Consider the following 17,317-nt stretch of genomic DNA (forward strand, 5'->3'; position numbering starts at 1 on the left):
GCGGTCAGGCGGCCGCAGAAAGATCAGGCAGTTCGGGCGTGGGCTGCAGCAGCAGGCCGAACTGGCGGGCCAGGTGGTCCAGCAGCACCGGCTTGACGGCCTCCATCCCGGAGGGCCCGCCCAAGTCTACTACCGAGGTCACCTGCAACCCCTGATAGCCACAGGGGTTGATGCGGTGGAAAGGTTCCAGGTCCATGGCCACGTTGAAGGCCAGGCCATGGAAGGTACAGCCGCGGCGCACGCGGATGCCGAGCGCGGCGATCTTGGCGCCACCGACGTAGACGCCCGGGGCGCCCTCGCGGCGTTCGGCGCCGATGTTCCACTCAGCCAGGGTATCGATGATGGCCTGCTCGATGCGGCACACGTAGTCACGCACACCGATGCCCAGCCGTGGCAGGCGCAGCAGCGGATAGACCACCAGCTGGCCGGGGCCGTGATAGGTCACCTGGCCGCCGCGGTCCACGTGCAGCACCGGGATCTCGCCCGGCGCCAGCACATGCTCGTCCTTGCCGGCCTGGCCCAGGGTGAATACCGGGTCGTGCTCGACCACCCACAGCTCATCGGCGTCGGCCTCGCTGCGCTGGTCGGTGAAGCGCTGCATGGCGCGCCACACCGGTTCATAGGCCTGGCGGCCGAGGTCGCGGACCAGCGCCGGGCGCGGCGCACGGTCTTCCGGGGCGGCTTCGGCCGGGCAGCTGTCGGCTACAGCGTCCACTTCACTTCCGGGTGGTCGCGCAGTGCCTGGTGCGCCAGGTCGTACTGTTCGCGGCTCTCGGCCTTGAACACGATGCGCACGGACACGTACTTGCCGTTGGAGGAATGCTTCCAGCTGATGCGTTCATTCACCACATCGATGCCGGCAGCCAGCAGCAGGCGGGGAAGCTCATGTTCCAGGCCGCGGTTGGCCGGGCCCATGGCACTGAGCTCGAACTGGCCGGGGAACTGGAAGCCGTGGTCGGGGTTGTCGGACTTGATTTCCATGCCCCCATTATCGGGCCGCAGGCCAACAAACCCAAGAGTATTCATCAACGTCAAACAGTGCACCGGTGAGTCGCTGCGTTGCAGCTGAACGGCCGTTCAGCATTGGCCGTTGCCCTTGGGGCGCCGCAGGACAGTGCAGGATTGTCTTCACGAGACAATGTCGTTTTCGGAACAGACAAGTGATTCGAACGCGCTCGTTCCATCACGCCCGCACGAGTACCGTGTCGCGGCATATAACGACAGACAGAAAAAACCTCCACATGAGCCCCCCTTCCCAACGCCGCCTTGCAGCCCTCGGGCTGTCCGGCCTGCTGGCTGCTGCCCTCCCCCTCGCCGCCCAGGCGGCCGAACAATGTGGCCCGGACGCGATGCGCGACCACCCTCCGCAGGTCAATTTCCGCGTTGACAACGACCTGTTCGGCGGCCGCCACCAGGACCAGGGCTATACCAATGGTGCACTGTTGACCCTGGTCTCGCCCAATCTGGTCGATTACACCGACGACCCCTGCCTGCCACGCATGGCCCGCTGGGTGAACCAGTACCTGGAAGGGCTGCATCCGGGCAAGTTCGAACAGCAGAACATGATCTTCAGCATCGGCCAGGGCATCTTCACCCCGACCGATTTCAGCCGCAGGGACCTGATCGAGGACGACCGCCCTTACGCCGGCGTACTGATCGCAAACTTCGGTTTCAATGCGCGCAGCGGCGACCGCCTGCAGACCACCCAGCTGACGCTGGGCGTGGTTGGCCCGTGGGCACAGGGCAAGCAGGTGCAGAATGCCGTGCACGAAGTGCTGGGCGACGAGAAATTCAAGGGCTGGGACAACCAGCTGCACAACGAGCCGCTGTTCATGCTGACCCATGAGCGCATGCGCCGCTGGCCGGGCGATGCCAGCGTCAATGCCGACGGCTGGGGTTGGGACGCCATCAGCCACTACGGCGGATCGATCGGCAACCTGGAAACCAAGGCCAATCTCGGCGGTGAAGTGCGCTTCGGCTGGAAGCTGCCGGACGACTTCGGCAGCACGCCGCTGCGCCCGGCCGGTGAGAACACTGCGCCGACCCGCGGCGGCCGTCCCAATGGCTGGTCCTGGCACCTGTTCGCGACCTCGGACGCCGCCTGGGTGATCCGTGACATCACGCTGGATGGCAACACGTTCCGCAACAGCCACAGTGTGGACAAGCGCCATGTGGTGGCCTACGGCGGCTATGGCGTGGCGGTGATGTACGGACGCTGGAAGTTCGCTGCGGCGCGTTACCACAGCACGCGCGAGTTCAACGGCCAGCGCGAAGCCCCAGTGTTCGGCAGCTTCACCATCAGCCGCTCGCTGTAGGTAGGTGCCGACCGTTGGTCGGCACACCGGGGCCGGCATATCCGGATGGGTTCATGAGGAGCCGGCCAGCGGCCGGCACTACCCACATCCGGCAGGATTCATGCGCAAGCGGCATCCCGAAACAGAAAAGGCCGGCATTTGCCGGCCTTTCCCTTCACCACGCCGGGGCGTGGATCATTCCGATTCCCACCACATCCAGAAGCTGTCCCACAGGCGCTTGAAGAAGCCGGCCTGTTCGACGGCGGCCACCGCCACCAGCGGCGCTTCGGCCACCAGCTTGCCATCCAGCATCACCTTCACAGTGCCGATCTGCTGGCCGGCGGTGAACGGTGCTTCAAGGGTCTTGGGCACGTCAATGCTCGGCTTCAGGTCGTTGTAGCGGCCGCGCGGCACGCTCACCAGCATCGGCTGGGCCACACCCAGCTGCACCTTGTCGGTGGTGCCCTTCCAGACCTTGTGCTCGGCCACGGCCTTGCCCGGCTCGTACAGGCGGTGGGTCTCGAAGAAGCGGAAACCCCAGTTCAGCAGGGCCAGGCTGTCATCGGCACGCTGCTTTTCCGACTGGCCGCCCAGCACCACGGCGATCAGGCGCTGGTCGCCGCGCTGGGCCGAGCTCATCAGGCAGTAACCGGCTTCGGAAGTGTGGCCGGTCTTGATGCCGTCCACGCTGCCATCGCGCCACAGCAGCAGGTTGCGGTTCGGCTGCTTGATGTTGCCGACCTGGAATTCCTTGATCTTGTTGTACGCGTAGGTTTCCGGGTAATCGCGCACCATCGCACGGCCCAGCAGCGCCAGGTCGTAGGCGGTGCTGTGGTGGCCCTGCGCAGTCAGGCCATGGGCGTTGACGAAGTGCGAATTCTTCATGCCGATCTTCGCGGCATAGCTGTTCATCAGCGACGCAAAGGCTTCCTCGCTGCCAGCCACATGCTCGGCCAGGGCAATCGCGGCGTCGTTGCCGGACTGGATCGCCATGCCCTTTTCCATGTCTTCCAGGCGCGCGGTCTGGTTGACCGGGAAGCCGCTGTAGCTGCCATCGGTACCCGCGCCACCTTCGCGCCAGGCGCGCTCGCTCATCATCACCTGGTCATCCGCACGGACCTTGCCGTTCTTGACCTCGGCGGCGATCACGTAGGACGTCATCACCTTGGTGATGCTGGCCGGAGCCAGCTGTTCGTTGATGTTTTCACCGGCCAGCACCTGGCCGGTGGCGTAATCCATCAGCACCCAGGCCTTGGACACGCTCGGCGCCGGCGCCGGCGGAGTGGCGACGGTGGCTGGGGCGGCAGCGGCGGCGGCAGGCGCCGGCGTGGCCGGAGTCGGCAGCGGCGTCTGGGCGGAAGCCAGGCCCACCACCAGGGTGGCGGCCAGGGCGGTGGCGGCGGAACGGAAATTCATTGGACAGCAGGCTCCAGGGGACGGCCGGGAATGGAGGGTGGAACGTAGCGGCCATTGTAAGGCCGGGGCAGCATGGGCCGGCAGCACCGGCCCGGGTGGATCAATCCTTGACGATCTGCGGCGAACCCAGCCCCAGACCGGCGATGCGGCCGACAAGTTCCGCGGCACTGGCATGGTCGCTGGCGGGAACGCGCAGGCGGAACAGGGTACGGCCACCGGCGGCGATGTCACTGATGGTGGCACCGACGATGCCGGCGGCGTTGAGCTGGCCCATCGCGCGGTTGGCGTTGTCACGGTTGGAGAAGCTGGCAACCTGCACCATGACTGCGCCCACCACCTGCTGCGACAGGCTGGGGGTAGCGGCGGCGGTGCGGACCGGTGCCTGCGCAGCGGCGCGCGGCGTGGTACTGGCAACGACCGCCGGAGCTGGCGCGTATGCGGTGCTGCGCACCGGCGGAGCACTCGGCGGCAGGCTGCTGACCGCCACATCCGGCACGGTGCTGGCCACGCCCTGGGTGGTGGCCGGCTGGCCACGCGCCGGCATGCCATCGGCCGGCAGCCCCTTGACCAGGCGATCGATGTCGCTGTCGGCGGCGGCACGCGCGGTCGGTGCCGGGCGCGCACTGGCTACAGCGCTGGCGGCGGCCGCTTCCGCAGCACGACGCTCGCGGCGCGACGGCTTCTGCGCCAGCAGGTTGCCCTCACCCGGCTGCAGCGCGCGCACTTCCACGTTGCCGGTGCCGCGCTGGGTGATGCCCAGGCGCACAGCGGCGGCATAGCTGAGATCGACCACGCGGCCATCATGGAACGGACCGCGATCGTTGACGCGCACGATCACCGACTCACCGTTGTCGAGGTTGGTCACGCGGGCGAAGCTGGGCAGCGGCAGCGTCTTGTGCGCAGCGGTGAACTGGTACATGTCGTAGACCTCACGGTTGGAGGTCAGGCGGCCGTGGAACTTGGCACCGTAGTACGACGCAGTGCCACGCTCGACATAGTTGCGGGTATCGTCGAGCACCTTGTACGACTTGCCCAGCACCACGTACGGCGACTTGTTGCCGATCGCCGAGCGCTCCTCGGCGGTCACTTCCGGCTCGGGAATGCAGGCCACGTTGGGAATGTAATCCGGCGTGCTGTCGCGCACGCCCGGCTTGTACAGGCCACCAGCGGTGTAATTGCCGCGGGTGCTCAGGTCTTCCTTGGCCGCCGCGTACGGCGACCCTTCCGGGCAGTGTGCCGGGCGCGAGCCACGACCCTGCACCAGAGTGCCGCCGGACTTGCCACCATGGCCGGCCGTGGCCGGCTTCTTCGGCGCGCTGCTGCAGGCAGCCAGCGCGAGGACGATCAAGCCTGGGACCAGCCATCTGATGTTCATGCCGGGGGCAGCTCCTGTCCGGCGATGGCCTGGGACAACTGGAACACGGCCATCGCGTACATCTTCGAGAGGTTGTAGCGGGTGATCGCGTAGTAGTTCTGGAAGCCCAGCCAGTACTGCTTGCCGGTGCTGCCTTCAAGCGTGATCGGCGTGGCGGTGGCGCCCGGCTGCACCGCTGCGCTGGGCTGGTAGCCACGCTTCGCCAGGTCGGCCAGCGACCAGGTCGGCATCCATTCGGTCGGATTGAACTCCTCGCGGCCCGGCGCCAGCGTGGCCGGCACGGCCACCTGCCCGCCACGCACCCAGCCGCCCTTCTTCACGAAGTAGTTGGCGATGGACGAGAACACGTCGTCGTAGCTGGTGAACAGGTCGCGACGGCCATCGCCATTACCGTCCACGGCGTAATCGAGGTAGCTGGACGGCATGAACTGGCCCATGCCCATCGCGCCGGCATAGCTGCCCTTGAGCGTGGTGATGTCCAGGTTTTCTTCGCGGCTCAGCTCGAACAGCTTGGCCAGCTCATCGCGGAAGAACAGCTCGCGGCGCACTTCGCGTTCCAGCTTGGCCGGGTCGCCGCTACGCGGGTAATAGAACGCCAGCGTGTACAGCGCATCGAGCACGCGATGGCTGCCGGCATTCTTGCCGTAGCTGGTTTCCACGCCGATGATCGCCACGATCACCTCGGCCGGCACACCGGTGCGCTGCTGGACGCGATCCAGTTCGGCGCGATGCTGGGCCAGGAACGCGCGGCCGCCATCGATGCGTGCCTTGCTGATGAACATCGGCCGGTACTCGTTCCACGGCTTGACCCGTTCGGCCGGGCGCGACATCGCGGCGATGATCGGCTGGCGCACCTGCGCCTGGTCGAGCACGCTGCTGATCTGCTCCGGCTTCAGGCCATAGCGCTTGGCGGTATCGGCAATGAAGCGGGCCCGTGCGACCTCGAACGGCACCGGGGTGAGATCGACCGGCGGCGCGGTGGCGGCAGCAGCTTCGGGCGCGGCCTCGGCCGGGCCATGGGCCTTGGCGGCGGGCTGGCGCGGCGTACTGCTGGCCTGGGGCGAAGACGGTGGGGACTTCGGCTGGGTCGCGCAGGCGACCAGGCCGAGGGTGAGCATGCAGGCCAGAGTGCGTCGAATCATCGTCGCAGGTTAGCAGGTCATGGATGAATTAAAACCCCTAACACCATGAATCACAACGATTTGCCTGCGAGCAGCGGGAAATGTGAAGACGTCGTGATCACACTTCCCCATTCAGATAGAGGTTGCCGGTTGCGTCCCCATCCCCGCAGACGCAACCGGCGACCGGATCCGGTCGGTACCCGCGCGGCTGCCGCTCCCCAGTGGCAGTGCTCCGCGCTCCCTGTACCCGTTGGATCAGTACTGCTTCCCGCCCGACGCCCCCTCGCGCTGCAACGATTGACGGCGCGCCGTGCCGAACGGGCCGCCATTGTGCAGGCCGATTACGACAAGTCCATTGATCAGGATCAACGCGCTGTAAAAGTGTGAACCAGCTAACGCTTTTTCCGGACTTTGGTCAGTGGGCGTGCTGCCGTGCATCGTTGTGAGAACGCTTCCACAACGGGCGTTGCGCAGAGTCAGGAAGTTTCCAGCCAACGGCGCAGCCCCTCGTGGGTGGGGTGTGTTGCGGAAAGCAGAAGCCGCCGCTGGGCCGGTCGGGTTGGGTACGCGGGGGACGCCGTGAATCCGTCCCTGGAGGCTTGGCAGCCGCATCCATGCGGCTGACACCCCCGCATACCCAACCCGACCGCCCTCTGACAGATTTCGGTGGTCTGCCACCCACGGAGAAGAAAGAGAAGATCACAAGCGGGTCGCGCGCTGCGCTTGCTCGAGAGCCGAGCATGGCTATGCCGGTCGTCCTGACCGGCACCCTTCGGGCCGTCGCCATGGGCGACGTTGGCAGCGGCTCCTGCCGCTGCCTTCGGCTCTACAGGAAGCAATGAAGCGGGCGGCCAAGCTGGTTTTGCTTTTGATCTTCTTTTTCTTTTCCGTGGGTGGACACGCCCGAAAACTGTCAGGGGGCGGGCGCGGTGGGTTCGCGGGACCGTTGGCGCCATGGATGGCGCCATCGAGCCCCCAAGGACGGGTTTACGGCGTGTCCCGCGAACCCACCGCGCCCGCCCCACACATGAGCCGCGTTACACGACCACCCACGAGGGGCTGCGCCGTTGGCTGGAAACCCTATCCCCCGTGCACGGGCCGGTGCCCACGCACCGCCATCACCAGTCCGATGCCGGCCAGCAGCGAGACCGCTGATGTCCCGCCATAACTGATCAACGGCATCGGAATGCCCACCACCGGCAGCAGGCCGGAAATCATTCCACCGTTCACCAATACGTAGACGAAGAACGCCAGCCCCAGGCTGCCGGCCAGCAACCGCGCATGGGTGTCGCGCGCGTGCACTGCGATCCACAGGCAACGCCCGACCACGAACAGGTACAGCGCGAACAGCGTCGCCACACCGATCCAGCCGAATTCCTCGGCCAGCACCGAAAACGCGAAGTCGGTGGTGTACTCGGGCAGGAAATCCAGCGTGGCCTGGGTGCCCTGCCCCCAGCCACGTCCCTGCCAGCCACCGGAACCGATCGCGATGCGCGACTGCAGGATGTTCCAGCCGGTGCCGAGCGGGTCTGCTGCCGGGTCGAGGAAGGTCAGTACGCGATCCTTCTGGTACTGCCGCAACACGCCGAGCCAGGCCAGTGGCGCGGCCACCGCCAGCCCCACCGCGCCGGTGGCCACCCAGCCCCAGTGCAGGCCCGCCAGCAACAACGCGAACACGCCGCTGGCGGTGACCAGCGTGGCGGTGCCGAGGTTGGGCTGCATCAGGATCAGCACGGCGGGAACGCCGATCAGCACTGCGGCCGTCAGTACCGTGCGTGGTGACGGTGGCAGCGGTTGCCGGTGCAGGTACCAGGCCATCATCAACGGCAGGCTGAGCTTGAGCAGCTCGGAGGGCTGCAGGTAGAAGACGCCGAGGTTGAGCCAGCGCTGCCCGTACTTGCCGGTGCCGATCACATACACCGCCATCAGCGGCAGCATCGACAGCGCGTACAGCGCCGGTGTCCACGCGCGCAGGCGCAGCAGCGAAACACGCGACAGCAGCCACATCGCCAGCAGGCCACCGGCGAAGCGCGCCGCCTGCCCGGTGACCGGACCGGACACGCTGTGCAGCACCGCCAGCCCCGCGCCCATCAGGATCAACAGCGCGACCAGCAACGGCAGGTCGATCGTGCGCACCGCCTCACGGCAGCCGCCAAGCATTCGTTTCCAGTCCACGCTGGCCACGGTAACAACGCGCGCTTGCGTGAAGCTGTCAGGGTGCTTCTGCGTCTGTAGAGTCGAGCCGTGCTCGACTGCCCTTCATGCAGCAGAAGCAGTCGAGCACGGCTCGACTCTACAGAACAGCGAGAAGCAATCGAGCATATGGAAGCGCGATGAAAGGCGCGGCCGTTGTTACCCGTAGCCGCCGTGCACTGGATTGTGGCTACGCACGGCCATCACCAACCCGAAGCCGGCCAGCAGCGAGACCGCCGAGGTACCGCCATAGCTGATCAGCGGCATCGGCACGCCCACCACCGGCAGCAGGCCGGAGATCATCCCGCCGTTCACCAGCACGTAGACGAAGAACGCCAGGCCGGTGGCGCCGGCCAGCAGGCGCGAATAGGAATCGCGCGACTGGCTGGCGATCCACAGGCAGCGCCCGATCACCACCAGGTACAGCGCCAGCACGGTGGCCACGCCGATCCAGCCGAACTCCTCGCTCAGCACCGAGAACGCGAAGTCGGTGGTCTGCTCGGGAATGAAGTTCAGATGTGACTGCGAGCCCTCGCCCCAGCCCTTGCCATCGAAGCCACCGGAACCGATCGCGATCTTCGACTGGATGATGTTCCAGCCAGCACCCAGCGCATCCATCTCCGGGTCCAGGAACATCATGATGCGGTCCTTCTGGTACGGCCGCAGCAGCCAGAACCAGGCCACCGGTGCGACCGCGGCCACACCGCCCACGCCCAGGCCAACCCACCACCACGGCAAGCCGGCCAGCAGCAGCACGAACACGCCACTGGCGGCGATCAGCACGCCGGTGCCGAAGTCCGGCTGCAGCATCACCAGGCCGGTCGGTACGCCGATGATGACCAGGGACACGAGTACGGTATTGAAGCGCGGTGGCAACGGCATCTTGTGCAGATACCAGGCCACCATCATCGGCAGGCTGACCTTCAGCAGTTCGGCCGGCTGCAGGTAGAAGAACTTCAGGTCCAGCCACTGCCGCCCGTACTTGCCGGTGCCCAGCACGAACACCGCCAGCAACGGGATCATCGAGATCGCGTAGATCATCGGTGTTGCCGAGCGAATGCGCAGGATCGGTACCCGTGAGATGCCCCACAGCGCGGCCATGCCCACTGCAAAGCGCGCGCCCTGGGCCATCACCAGGCCGTCGCCACCGGCACTCTTCAAGGTGGCCAGGCCGATCACCATCAGCGCGCCCAGGGCCAGGCACAGTACCCAGTCCAGCGTGCTGAAAAAGCGGCGCAGCATGTCGCCGGCCCAACGCAGGAACACTCTCATCGTGCGGGCTCCGCGGTGGTCGGGCGTGGCGTGGTCGGCAGCGCCGCGGCGGCCGGCGTCCCCGGCTGCGGTGCGGGTGCCGGTTCCGGCGCAGGCACGCCAATCAGCACGGGGTGTTCCCCCAGTTGTGCCGCAGCAAGGTCACCGGCCTGGCGCGCGCCCACATCTTCGTTGTCGAATGCGGTTGCACCGATGGCGGTGGTGCCGCGCTCGCTGTCCAGCGGCTGCATGCCTTCGGGCATCTTGCCCAGCAGGTAGGCGTCGAACACCTTGCGTGCGATCGGTGCGGCCGCCGCACCGCCGTAACCACCACCCTCCACCGCGATCGCCAGCGCGATCACCGGCTGGTCGACCGGCGCGAAACCGACGAACAGCGCGCGGTGGCGCAGGTGCATCGGCAGGCTCTTCGGGTTTACTGCGGCGGTGCCCTTGCGGCTGACGACCTGCGCGGTACCGGTCTTGCCAGCCATCGTGTACGGCGCGCCAGCCGCCATTCGCGCAGCGCTGCCGCCAGGCAGCATGGTGGCCATCATGCCTTCGCGCACCGCCTGCAGGTTGTTCGGGTTCGGGCTGACCGGTTTGCTCTCGCCCGGGTCGGTCGCCATCCAGTCATGGTCGAACCCCGCACGCTGCTGGATCACCAGATGGGGCGTGCGCAGCTGCCCGTTGGCCAGCCCACTGACGCCCCGCGCCAGCTGCAGCGGAGTGACCTTCCAGTCACCCTGGCCGATGCTGATGTTGACTGTATCACCCGGATACCAGGCTTCCTTGCGGCTCTTCCGCTTGTAGGCCGGCGACGGCAGGATGCCGCCGATCTCGCCGGTCAGGTCGATGCCGGTCGGCTGGCCGAAGCCGTAGTACTCCATGTAATGGTCGAAGCGCTCGATGCCCAGATCCAGCGCCAGCTTGTAGTAATACGTGTTGACCGATTGCGCGATCGACTTGCGCAGGTCGGTCCAGCCGTGGCCGCCGCGGTGCGAGTCACCCCAGCCACGCGAGGTGCCGGGCAGGTAGAACATGCCGGTGGACAGCACCTTGTCTTCCGGGCGGCGCACGCCGGAATCGAGGCCGGCCAGGCCGATCAGCGGCTTCAGCGTGGAACCGGGGGCGACGCCACCCAGCACCAGGCGGTTGAACTGCGGCCGCGACGGGTTGTCGTTCAGCGCCTTGAAGTCGGCATGGGAAATACCGTTGACGAACAGATTGGGGTCGTAGGACGGCAGGCTGACCATCGCCAGCACCTCGCCGGTACGCGGGTCCATCGCCACCGCCGAGCCTTCCTGGTCGCCGAAGGCGGCCACCATGGCGCGCTGCAGGTCGGCGTCGATCGACAGCCGCAGGTCGGCGCCGGACTGCGCGGCGACGCGGCCGATGGTGCGGATCGCACGCCCCTGCACGTTGGTCTCGACCTGCTCGTAGCCGACCTTGCCGCGCAGCTGCTGCTCGTAATAACGCTCCAGGCCGGACTTGCCGATGTGGGTCAGCGCGGCATTGCCCTCGCCGAGGATTTCCAGGTCCTTGTCATCGACGCGGCCGACGTAACCGATGATGTGCGCGAACAGATCGCCATAGGGATAGCGACGGGTCAGGTAGGGTTCCAGCTCGACGCCGGGGAAGCGCCAGCGGTCGACGGCAAAGCGCGCCATCTCCTCGTCGCTCATGCGCAGCTTCAGCGTGACCGGCAGGAACTTGCGGCGCGCCTTGCGCGACTTGTTGAACGCTTCCAGTTCTTCCGGGCTGATGCTGATGATCTTCGCCAGCCCTTCCAGGGTGGCGTCCATGTCCTTGACCTTGTCCGGGGTCACGTCCAGGCGGAAGGCCGGCACGTTCTCGGCCAGCAGGCGGCCGTTGCGGTCGTAGATCATGCCGCGCCCGGGCACCACCGGCCGCGGCTTGATGCGGTTGGCTTCCGAGCGCGTGGCGTAGACGTCGTGGTCCAGCACCTGCAGCTTGAAGTACCAGCCGCCCAGGCCCAGCAGGCAGACCAGCACACCCAGGAAGCCCAGCGCCGCGCGGCGGCGGAACTGTTCGGCTTCTGCGTGCGGATTCTTGACCTGGCGGCGCGGGATCATGGCTCAGCGCCCGCGCTTGCCGAAACGCACCGCGTCCAGCAGCACGAATACCAGCGGCCACAGGCCCATGCCCAGCAGCGGTGCCCACCAGTACGACCACGGCAGGGTCGGCTCATCCACCACGATGTGGACCAGCGCGCTGACGATGCGGTCGTTGAACAGCAGGCCGCCGATGGCCAGCATCTGCTGGGACATCGGGAAGAAGCGGATGCGGGCGCGGAAGCGCTGCAGGATGAAGGCCAGCATCACCAGCCGCAGCGCCTGTTCGCCGAGTACACCGCCGTACAGCAGATCGGCGATCACGCCACTGGCGAAAGCGACGCCCAGGCCGACACGCTCAGGCGCTTCAATCACCCAGTACGCGAGCACCAGCGCCAACCAGTACGGGCGCAGCGGCTGCAGCAGCGCCGGCAACGGCAGCAGGCCCAGCAGCAGCGCCACCACCAGGCTGGCCGGCAGCACCCACGGGTTGTCGCGCAGGCGGCTCATCGCTGGGCCTCCGGCGCGGTCGGTTGCCGGCCAGCGGCCGGCACTACCGTCGCCGACCCAGCATCGGGTGGAGAGCCCCCCTCTTGTTGAGGGGGGCGCGCCGAAGGCGCGGGGGTAAGGTGGGACGCCCCCCCGGCAGCCTGGTTTGCCGAAGGCAAACTTGGCTGAAGCAATTCGCTGGCCGCAGGCAAGCGAATTGCTGCACCCGGGCGCAGCAGCAGCACGTCGCGGCCGCGGTCCAGCTGCGCCGCCGGCTTCAGTTCGCCGACCAGGAAGGCGTGCGTGTCGTCCGGGCGCAGGCCGGTGATGGTGCCGACCGGGAACCCGGCCGGGAAGCGGCCACCGAGGCCGGAGGTGACGATCTCATCGCCCACCTCCACGCCGGCGCTGAGCGGGATGTCGCGCAGTTCCAGCTTGTCGCCGCGGCCGTAGACGATCAGGCGAACGCCGTTGCGGGCCACCGTCACCGGCACGGCATGGTCGGGGTCGGTCAGCAGCAGCACGGTGGAGGTACCGCCAGTGACGCTGATCACCTGGCCCATCAGACCGCCGGCATCGATCACCGCCTGGCCGACGTGCACGCCTTCGCGGCTGCCGGCGTCGAGCACCAGGCGCTGCTTCACCGGATCCAGGTCGATGTCCAGGATCGGCGCCAGCTGCACGTCCAGGCCACTGCGCTCGGCCACGTTCAGCAGTTCACGCAGCTGGGCGTTGTCCAACGCGGCGGTCTGCAGGCGGGTCAGGCGGGCGTTGGCCAGCAGCAGCTGGTTGCGCAGTTCACGGTTCTCGTTGACCAGCTGGCCGTGGCTGGCCGCCGAGTCCTTGACCTGGTTGCCGAGCTTGCCCGGCAGTCCCGCCAGTGCCCATACCGGCTGCACCAGGCTGTTGGCCTGCCCGCGCAGCTGCGCAAGCCAGCCGGCCTGGTCGTCAAGCACGATCAGGGTGATGGCCAGTGCGAGATAAGCCAGCAGACGCAGCGGGCTGGCGGCATCACCGGATCGGGAAGCAACGGGAGGTCCGGCGTAGGGCGGCACGGCAACGATTCAACTGGCAGAAGGCGGAAGGGAAACACGCGGACGCCCCGCCGGTGCCGGCCTACCCTCATGGTGGGCCGCACCCCGGAGGGGCGCTGCGGGCGCAGGCAGCCGGGACGGCTTATTCCGGCGCAAAGAACTCGTTGCCGTGCATGTCGACCAGCTCCAGCGCACGGCCACCGCCGCGGGCCACGCAGGTCAGCGGATCGTCCGCCACCTGCACGTGCAGGCCGGTTTCCTCGGAAATCAGGCGGTCCAGGTCACGCAGCAGGGCGCCACCACCGGTCAGCACGATGCCGCGCTCGGCGACGTCGGCGCACAGTTCCGGCGGGGTCTGCTCCAGCGCCAGCTTGACCGCGCTGACGATGCCCGACAGCGGTTCGTGCAGGGCCTCGAGCACTTCGTTGGAGCTGATCTTGATCATCTTCGGCACGCCCTCGGCGAGGTTGCGGCCGGAGATTTCCATCTCGATCACTTCCGCCTGCGGGTAGGCGCAGCCCAGCTCGACCTTGATGCGCTCGGCGGTGGCTTCACCGATCAGCATGCCGTGGTTGCGGCGCACGTAGTTGGTGATCGACTCGTCGAAGCGGTCGCCGCCGATGCGGACCGAGGCCGAATAGACGATGCCGTTGAGCGAGATCACCGCAACTTCGGTGGTGCCGCCGCCGATGTCGATGACCATCGAGCCACGAGCTTCGGTGACCGGCATGCCGGCGCCGATCGCAGCGGCCATCGGTTCTTCGATCAGGAACACGTCACGGGCACCGGCTTCCTCGGCCGATTCCTTGATCGCGCGGCGCTCGACCTGGGTCGAGCCGGCCGGCACGCAGACCAGCACGCGCGGGCTCGGGCGCAGCACGCGCGACTTGTGCACCTTCTTGATGAAGTGCTTGAGCATCGCCTCGGTGTAGGTGAAATCGGCGATGACGCCGTCCTTCATCGGGCGGATGGTGGTGATGTGGCCCGGGGTACGGCCAAGCATCTGCTTGGCTTCGGCGCCTACGGCTGCCACCGAGCGGGTGCCACCAATGGCACGGTCCTGACGCACGGCCACGACCGATGGCTCGTTCAGCACGATCCCCTGCCCGCGCACGTAGATGAGGGTGTTGGCCGTGCCCAGGTCGATGGACAGGTCGTTGGAGAACATGCCACGGAGTTTCTTGAACATCTGAGGAAGGAGTCCTGAGGGGTGTCGTGCCCGCCGCGGGATGGCGAAAAAATGGGCAGAAATCGAGGCCGACAAGCCTAGCAACCCGCCTGCCGCCGAGCAAGGAAAAAACTAGCTGAACCCGCGTCTTCACAGGCTTTCGGCCTGATCGGGTCTCACCCGGTTCTGGCCCTGAGCGGCACCAGCGGGTAACCTTTGCGCCGTCGGGCGCCCAAGGGCGCCGTTTGCTTGCCCGCCGAACCGGGCCGGCCCACCCCAAAATTCACCGCATAGGCTTACATCGATGTCCGCTCTGATCTGTGGTTCTCTTGCCTTCGACACCATCATGGTGTTCCCGGACCAGTTCAAGAATCACATCCTGCCGGACAAGGTGCACATCCTGAACGTGTCCTTCCTGGTGCCGCGCATGCGCCGCGAGTTCGGCGGCTGCGCCGGCAACATCGCCTACAACCTGCACCTGCTGGGCGGCCAGCCGATCCCGATGGGCACCGTGGGTTCGGACTTCGGTCCGTACCGCGAATACTTCGACGGCCTGGGCATCGACCTGTCGCGCGTGCGCGTGATCGATGAGCTGTTCACCCCGCAGGCGTTCATCACCACCGACCACGACAACAACCAGATCACCGCCTTCCACCCGGGCGCGATGATGCGCTCCTACGAGAACCACGTGCGTGGCGTACCGGGCGTGACCCTGGGCCTGGTCGGCCCGGACGGCCGCGAAGGCATGATCCAGAACGCGCAGGAATTCCACGAAGACGGCATTCCGTTCATCTTCGACCCGGGCCAGGCCATGCCGCTGTTCAACGGCCCGGAGCTGCGCGCGTTCATCGAGCAGGCCGACTACGTGGTGGTCAACGACTACGAGTCGAATCTGCTGCAGGAACGCACCGGTTGGGACGAGAAGGAGATCGTCAGCCGGGTCAAGGCCTACATCACCACCCGTGGCCCGAAGGGCGCGGTCATCCACACCCCGGAAAAGAGCTACGACATCCCGCCGGCGCACGAGCGCCGCGTGGTCGACCCGACCGGTTGTGGCGACGCCTTCCGCGCCGGCCTGATCTACGGCATCCAGAAGGGCTACGACTGGCTGACCATCGGCCGCATGGGCAACCTGATGGGCGCGCTGAAGGTGGAGCACCCGGGCACCCAGAACCAGCGCTTCACCTTTGACGAGTTCAACGAGCAGTTCAAGCAGCAGTTCGGTTACGCGCTGGGCGCGTAAACGAACTGCCCGCGCACCCGCTCGGTGGGTGTCGACCTTGGTCGACACGCTTTGCTCTGGTAGGTGTCGACCTTGGTCGACACGCTTTGCTCTGGTAGGTGTCGACCTTGGTCGACACGCTTTGCTCTGGTAGGTGTCGACCTTGGTCGACACGCTTTGCTCTGGTAGGTGTCGACCCTGGTCGACACTGCCGGCCAGCGGCCGGCACTACCCCTTCTGCTGCCAGGCCGCCAACAGTGCACGGCAATCGGCGAAATGCCAGTCGGCACTGCCTGGCCACGGGTTCTCCGGCAGGTTGACCAGCACGGTATGGGCGCCCGCGGCGCGCCCGCACTCCAGGTCATAGGCGTGGTCTCCGACCATCACCGCCTCCGCAGCCCCGATTCCCCAGCGTCGAAGATGCTGCTGCAGGCCATCCGGCGACGGCTTGGGCACCGCTTCATCGCGGCCGATGATGTCGGCATCGTCGAACAGTTCCCCGACCCCGATCGCGTCCAGGGTCAGCTTCGCCAGCGCATGGTCGTTGCGGGTCAGGATGCCCAGCCGGCAGCCCGCCGCCGACAGCGCGCGCAGCAGCTTCACCGCGCCCGGTGCCGGCAGCGCGTCCTCGGCCAGCGTGCGCTCGTGATCCAGCAGCCACTCACGCTTGGCCTGCGCCGGTGCATCCGGCAGCGCCGCGATGTGGTCGAGGATGTCTTCCTCCGCGGCGATCTCCAGCGCGCGGCGGATCGCGGCGAAGTCATGCACGGCCACCGTCAGTGTGCCGTCCATGTCGAACACCCAGTGCCGGATCGCGGACAACGCGTGCACTGCGCTGCCCGCCGCAACCTTCACTGCCACCACTGCGGCATGCGGCTGGCGTCGACACCACCGGTTTCGAACACGGCAGTACGCGTGCCGCCGGCCTTGACCGGGAACTCGATGCTGATCGACTTGCCCTTGCGCGCCAGCTTCCACAGCGCCTTCTGGTCGGTGATGAACAGCGCGATGGCTTCATCGGTCTTCGGGCGCCAGGCCGCCATGGAAATCGGCTTGCCGTCGTCCACGGTCACCTTCACCGTGCACTGCGGGCAACGGAAATCGCCGGCCTGCAGCACCAGGTAGGCATGCCGCTTCCACTCCGGATGATCGCGGAACACCAGCTGCACCGGCTTGGCACCGCTGCCATCCACGTCCACCCGTTCCTTGCTGTAGATCTGCGCCGAAACCTGGTTGCCCTTGTTGCCGACCGGGATCTGGTTGTACTGCCACAGCGCCTGCATGCGGCGCAGGTCGCGCGCAGCATCGCCCTTGGCCTTGACCTCGTCGAAGCCGGCGGCGATGCGCTCGGCGGCGGCGGTGTCCTTGTACTGGTCCAGCAGCGAGGCGCCATGCAGGCGCGCACGCTCCCAGTCCTGTGCGGCCACGGCCATGTCGTACTGCTTGGCCACGTCTTCGGCCTTGGCTTCCTTCTGCGCCTGCACGGCGGCTGCGGCGGCTTCCTGCGCCTTGCGTTCTTCCTCGGGGTTGCTGCAGGCGGTCAGGGCCAGCGTACAGGCGGTGAGCAGGATCAGTCGTTTCATGGCGGAGGTCCTTCGTGTTTTCGCATATCTGTAGAGTCGAGCTTGCTCGACTGCTGTTGAAGAGCCAGTCGAGCAAGCTCGACTCTACAAAAAAAGCGC

Annotated in this window: 15 protein-coding genes; 2 read left to right on the forward strand and 13 right to left on the reverse strand. The window is 66.9% G+C overall.

Features of this window, described 5'->3' with window-relative positions:
* Positions 1-4: 4 nt before the first annotated feature.
* Positions 5-715: a lipoyl(octanoyl) transferase LipB gene (gene lipB, locus ACSYS9_RS20795; RefSeq protein WP_032130311.1), complete on the reverse strand. Its 711-nt coding sequence runs from the start codon at positions 713-715 to the stop codon at positions 5-7.
* Positions 703-981 carry a YbeD family protein gene (locus ACSYS9_RS20800; RefSeq protein ID WP_005411067.1) on the reverse strand — a complete coding sequence of 93 codons (279 nt, stop codon included), beginning with the start codon at positions 979-981 and terminating at the stop codon, positions 703-705. The genes lipB and ACSYS9_RS20800 overlap by 13 nt, the downstream gene beginning before the upstream one ends.
* 260 nt (positions 982-1,241) lie before the next feature.
* Between ACSYS9_RS20800 and ACSYS9_RS20805 the strand changes: the two genes are divergently transcribed.
* Positions 1,242-2,315 carry a lipid A deacylase LpxR family protein gene (locus tag ACSYS9_RS20805; RefSeq protein WP_032130312.1) on the forward strand — a complete coding sequence of 358 codons (1,074 nt, stop codon included), beginning with the start codon at positions 1,242-1,244 and terminating at the stop codon, positions 2,313-2,315.
* Positions 2,316-2,489: 174 nt separating this feature from the next.
* Here the strand turns inward: ACSYS9_RS20805 and ACSYS9_RS20810 are convergent, their stop codons facing one another.
* The 9 genes from ACSYS9_RS20810 to ACSYS9_RS20850 form a co-directional block, all read right to left on the reverse strand.
* The gene (locus ACSYS9_RS20810) at positions 2,490-3,710 is read right to left on the reverse strand and encodes a D-alanyl-D-alanine carboxypeptidase family protein (RefSeq protein ID WP_032130313.1); all 1,221 of its coding nucleotides are present in this window, start codon (positions 3,708-3,710) and stop codon (positions 2,490-2,492) included.
* A gap of 100 nt (positions 3,711-3,810) precedes the next feature.
* On the reverse strand, positions 3,811-5,085 hold the full coding sequence (locus ACSYS9_RS20815; protein ID WP_071229501.1) for a septal ring lytic transglycosylase RlpA family protein: 1,275 nt from the start codon (positions 5,083-5,085) through the stop codon (positions 3,811-3,813).
* Complete coding sequence (gene mltB / locus ACSYS9_RS20820) at positions 5,082-6,227, reverse strand: lytic murein transglycosylase B (protein WP_071229500.1); 1,146 nt, start codon at positions 6,225-6,227, stop codon at positions 5,082-5,084. Before mltB ends, ACSYS9_RS20815 begins: the two co-directional genes overlap by 4 nt.
* Positions 6,228-7,286: 1,059 nt before the next feature.
* On the reverse strand, positions 7,287-8,366 hold the full coding sequence (gene rodA, locus ACSYS9_RS20825) for a rod shape-determining protein RodA (RefSeq protein WP_049421382.1): 1,080 nt from the start codon (positions 8,364-8,366) through the stop codon (positions 7,287-7,289).
* 192 nt (positions 8,367-8,558) lie between these two features.
* Positions 8,559-9,671: a rod shape-determining protein RodA gene (rodA, locus tag ACSYS9_RS20830; protein ID WP_032130317.1), complete on the reverse strand. Its 1,113-nt coding sequence runs from the start codon at positions 9,669-9,671 to the stop codon at positions 8,559-8,561.
* Positions 9,668-11,743, reverse strand: coding sequence for a penicillin-binding protein 2 (mrdA, locus tag ACSYS9_RS20835; RefSeq protein ID WP_071229568.1), 2,076 nt, complete (start codon positions 11,741-11,743; stop codon positions 9,668-9,670). The genes rodA (ACSYS9_RS20830) and mrdA overlap by 4 nt, the downstream gene beginning before the upstream one ends.
* Positions 11,744-11,746: 3 nt before the next feature.
* Positions 11,747-12,232, reverse strand: coding sequence for a rod shape-determining protein MreD (gene mreD / locus ACSYS9_RS20840; RefSeq protein WP_049463232.1), 486 nt, complete (start codon positions 12,230-12,232; stop codon positions 11,747-11,749).
* Entirely contained in the window at positions 12,229-13,266 is a 1,038-nt protein-coding gene (mreC, locus tag ACSYS9_RS20845; protein ID WP_071229569.1) for a rod shape-determining protein MreC, read from the reverse strand. The genes mreD and mreC overlap by 4 nt, the downstream gene beginning before the upstream one ends.
* A 121-nt stretch (positions 13,267-13,387) precedes the next feature.
* Positions 13,388-14,434 carry a rod shape-determining protein gene (locus ACSYS9_RS20850; protein WP_005419402.1) on the reverse strand — a complete coding sequence of 349 codons (1,047 nt, stop codon included), beginning with the start codon at positions 14,432-14,434 and terminating at the stop codon, positions 13,388-13,390.
* Positions 14,435-14,717: 283 nt separating this feature from the next.
* Between ACSYS9_RS20850 and ACSYS9_RS20855 the strand changes: the two genes are divergently transcribed.
* Positions 14,718-15,656 (forward strand): carbohydrate kinase family protein, encoded by a 939-nt coding sequence (locus tag ACSYS9_RS20855; protein ID WP_014038522.1) that lies wholly within the window; start codon positions 14,718-14,720, stop codon positions 15,654-15,656.
* A gap of 207 nt (positions 15,657-15,863) precedes the next feature.
* On the opposite strand, the gene ACSYS9_RS20860 is transcribed toward ACSYS9_RS20855, so the two are convergent.
* Both ACSYS9_RS20860 and ACSYS9_RS20865 read right to left on the reverse strand, forming a co-directional pair.
* The gene (locus tag ACSYS9_RS20860) at positions 15,864-16,499 is read right to left on the reverse strand and encodes an HAD family hydrolase (RefSeq protein ID WP_071229047.1); all 636 of its coding nucleotides are present in this window, start codon (positions 16,497-16,499) and stop codon (positions 15,864-15,866) included.
* Positions 16,487-17,218 (reverse strand): hypothetical protein, encoded by a 732-nt coding sequence (locus tag ACSYS9_RS20865; RefSeq protein WP_071229048.1) that lies wholly within the window; start codon positions 17,216-17,218, stop codon positions 16,487-16,489. The genes ACSYS9_RS20860 and ACSYS9_RS20865 overlap by 13 nt, the downstream gene beginning before the upstream one ends.
* Positions 17,219-17,317: the final 99 nt, after the last annotated feature.

Source organism: Stenotrophomonas sp. STK17_22, assembly GCF_051983905.1.
Taxonomy (GTDB): domain Bacteria; phylum Pseudomonadota; class Gammaproteobacteria; order Xanthomonadales; family Xanthomonadaceae; genus Stenotrophomonas; species Stenotrophomonas maltophilia_A.

What these genes read in the sequence shown, in the direction of transcription:
- mrdA (WP_071229568.1), bottom strand. Translation starts at nt 11,743, where the DNA reads ATGATCCCGCGCCGCCAGGTCAAGAATCCGCACGCAGAAGCCGAACAG.
- ACSYS9_RS20805 (WP_032130312.1), top strand. Translation starts at nt 1,242, where the DNA reads ATGAGCCCCCCTTCCCAACGCCGCCTTGCAGCCCTCGGGCTGTCCGGC.
- ACSYS9_RS20810 (WP_032130313.1), bottom strand. Translation starts at nt 3,710, where the DNA reads ATGAATTTCCGTTCCGCCGCCACCGCCCTGGCCGCCACCCTGGTGGTG.
- ACSYS9_RS20855 (WP_014038522.1), top strand. Translation starts at nt 14,718, where the DNA reads ATGTCCGCTCTGATCTGTGGTTCTCTTGCCTTCGACACCATCATGGTG.
- mltB (WP_071229500.1), bottom strand. Translation starts at nt 6,227, where the DNA reads ATGATTCGACGCACTCTGGCCTGCATGCTCACCCTCGGCCTGGTCGCC.
- ACSYS9_RS20865 (WP_071229048.1), bottom strand. Translation starts at nt 17,218, where the DNA reads ATGAAACGACTGATCCTGCTCACCGCCTGTACGCTGGCCCTGACCGCC.
- mreD (WP_049463232.1), bottom strand. Translation starts at nt 12,232, where the DNA reads ATGAGCCGCCTGCGCGACAACCCGTGGGTGCTGCCGGCCAGCCTGGTG.
- ACSYS9_RS20850 (WP_005419402.1), bottom strand. Translation starts at nt 14,434, where the DNA reads ATGTTCAAGAAACTCCGTGGCATGTTCTCCAACGACCTGTCCATCGAC.
- rodA (WP_049421382.1), bottom strand. Translation starts at nt 8,366, where the DNA reads ATGCTTGGCGGCTGCCGTGAGGCGGTGCGCACGATCGACCTGCCGTTG.
- ACSYS9_RS20815 (WP_071229501.1), bottom strand. Translation starts at nt 5,085, where the DNA reads ATGAACATCAGATGGCTGGTCCCAGGCTTGATCGTCCTCGCGCTGGCT.
- rodA (WP_032130317.1), bottom strand. Translation starts at nt 9,671, where the DNA reads ATGAGAGTGTTCCTGCGTTGGGCCGGCGACATGCTGCGCCGCTTTTTC.
- ACSYS9_RS20800 (WP_005411067.1), bottom strand. Translation starts at nt 981, where the DNA reads ATGGAAATCAAGTCCGACAACCCCGACCACGGCTTCCAGTTCCCCGGC.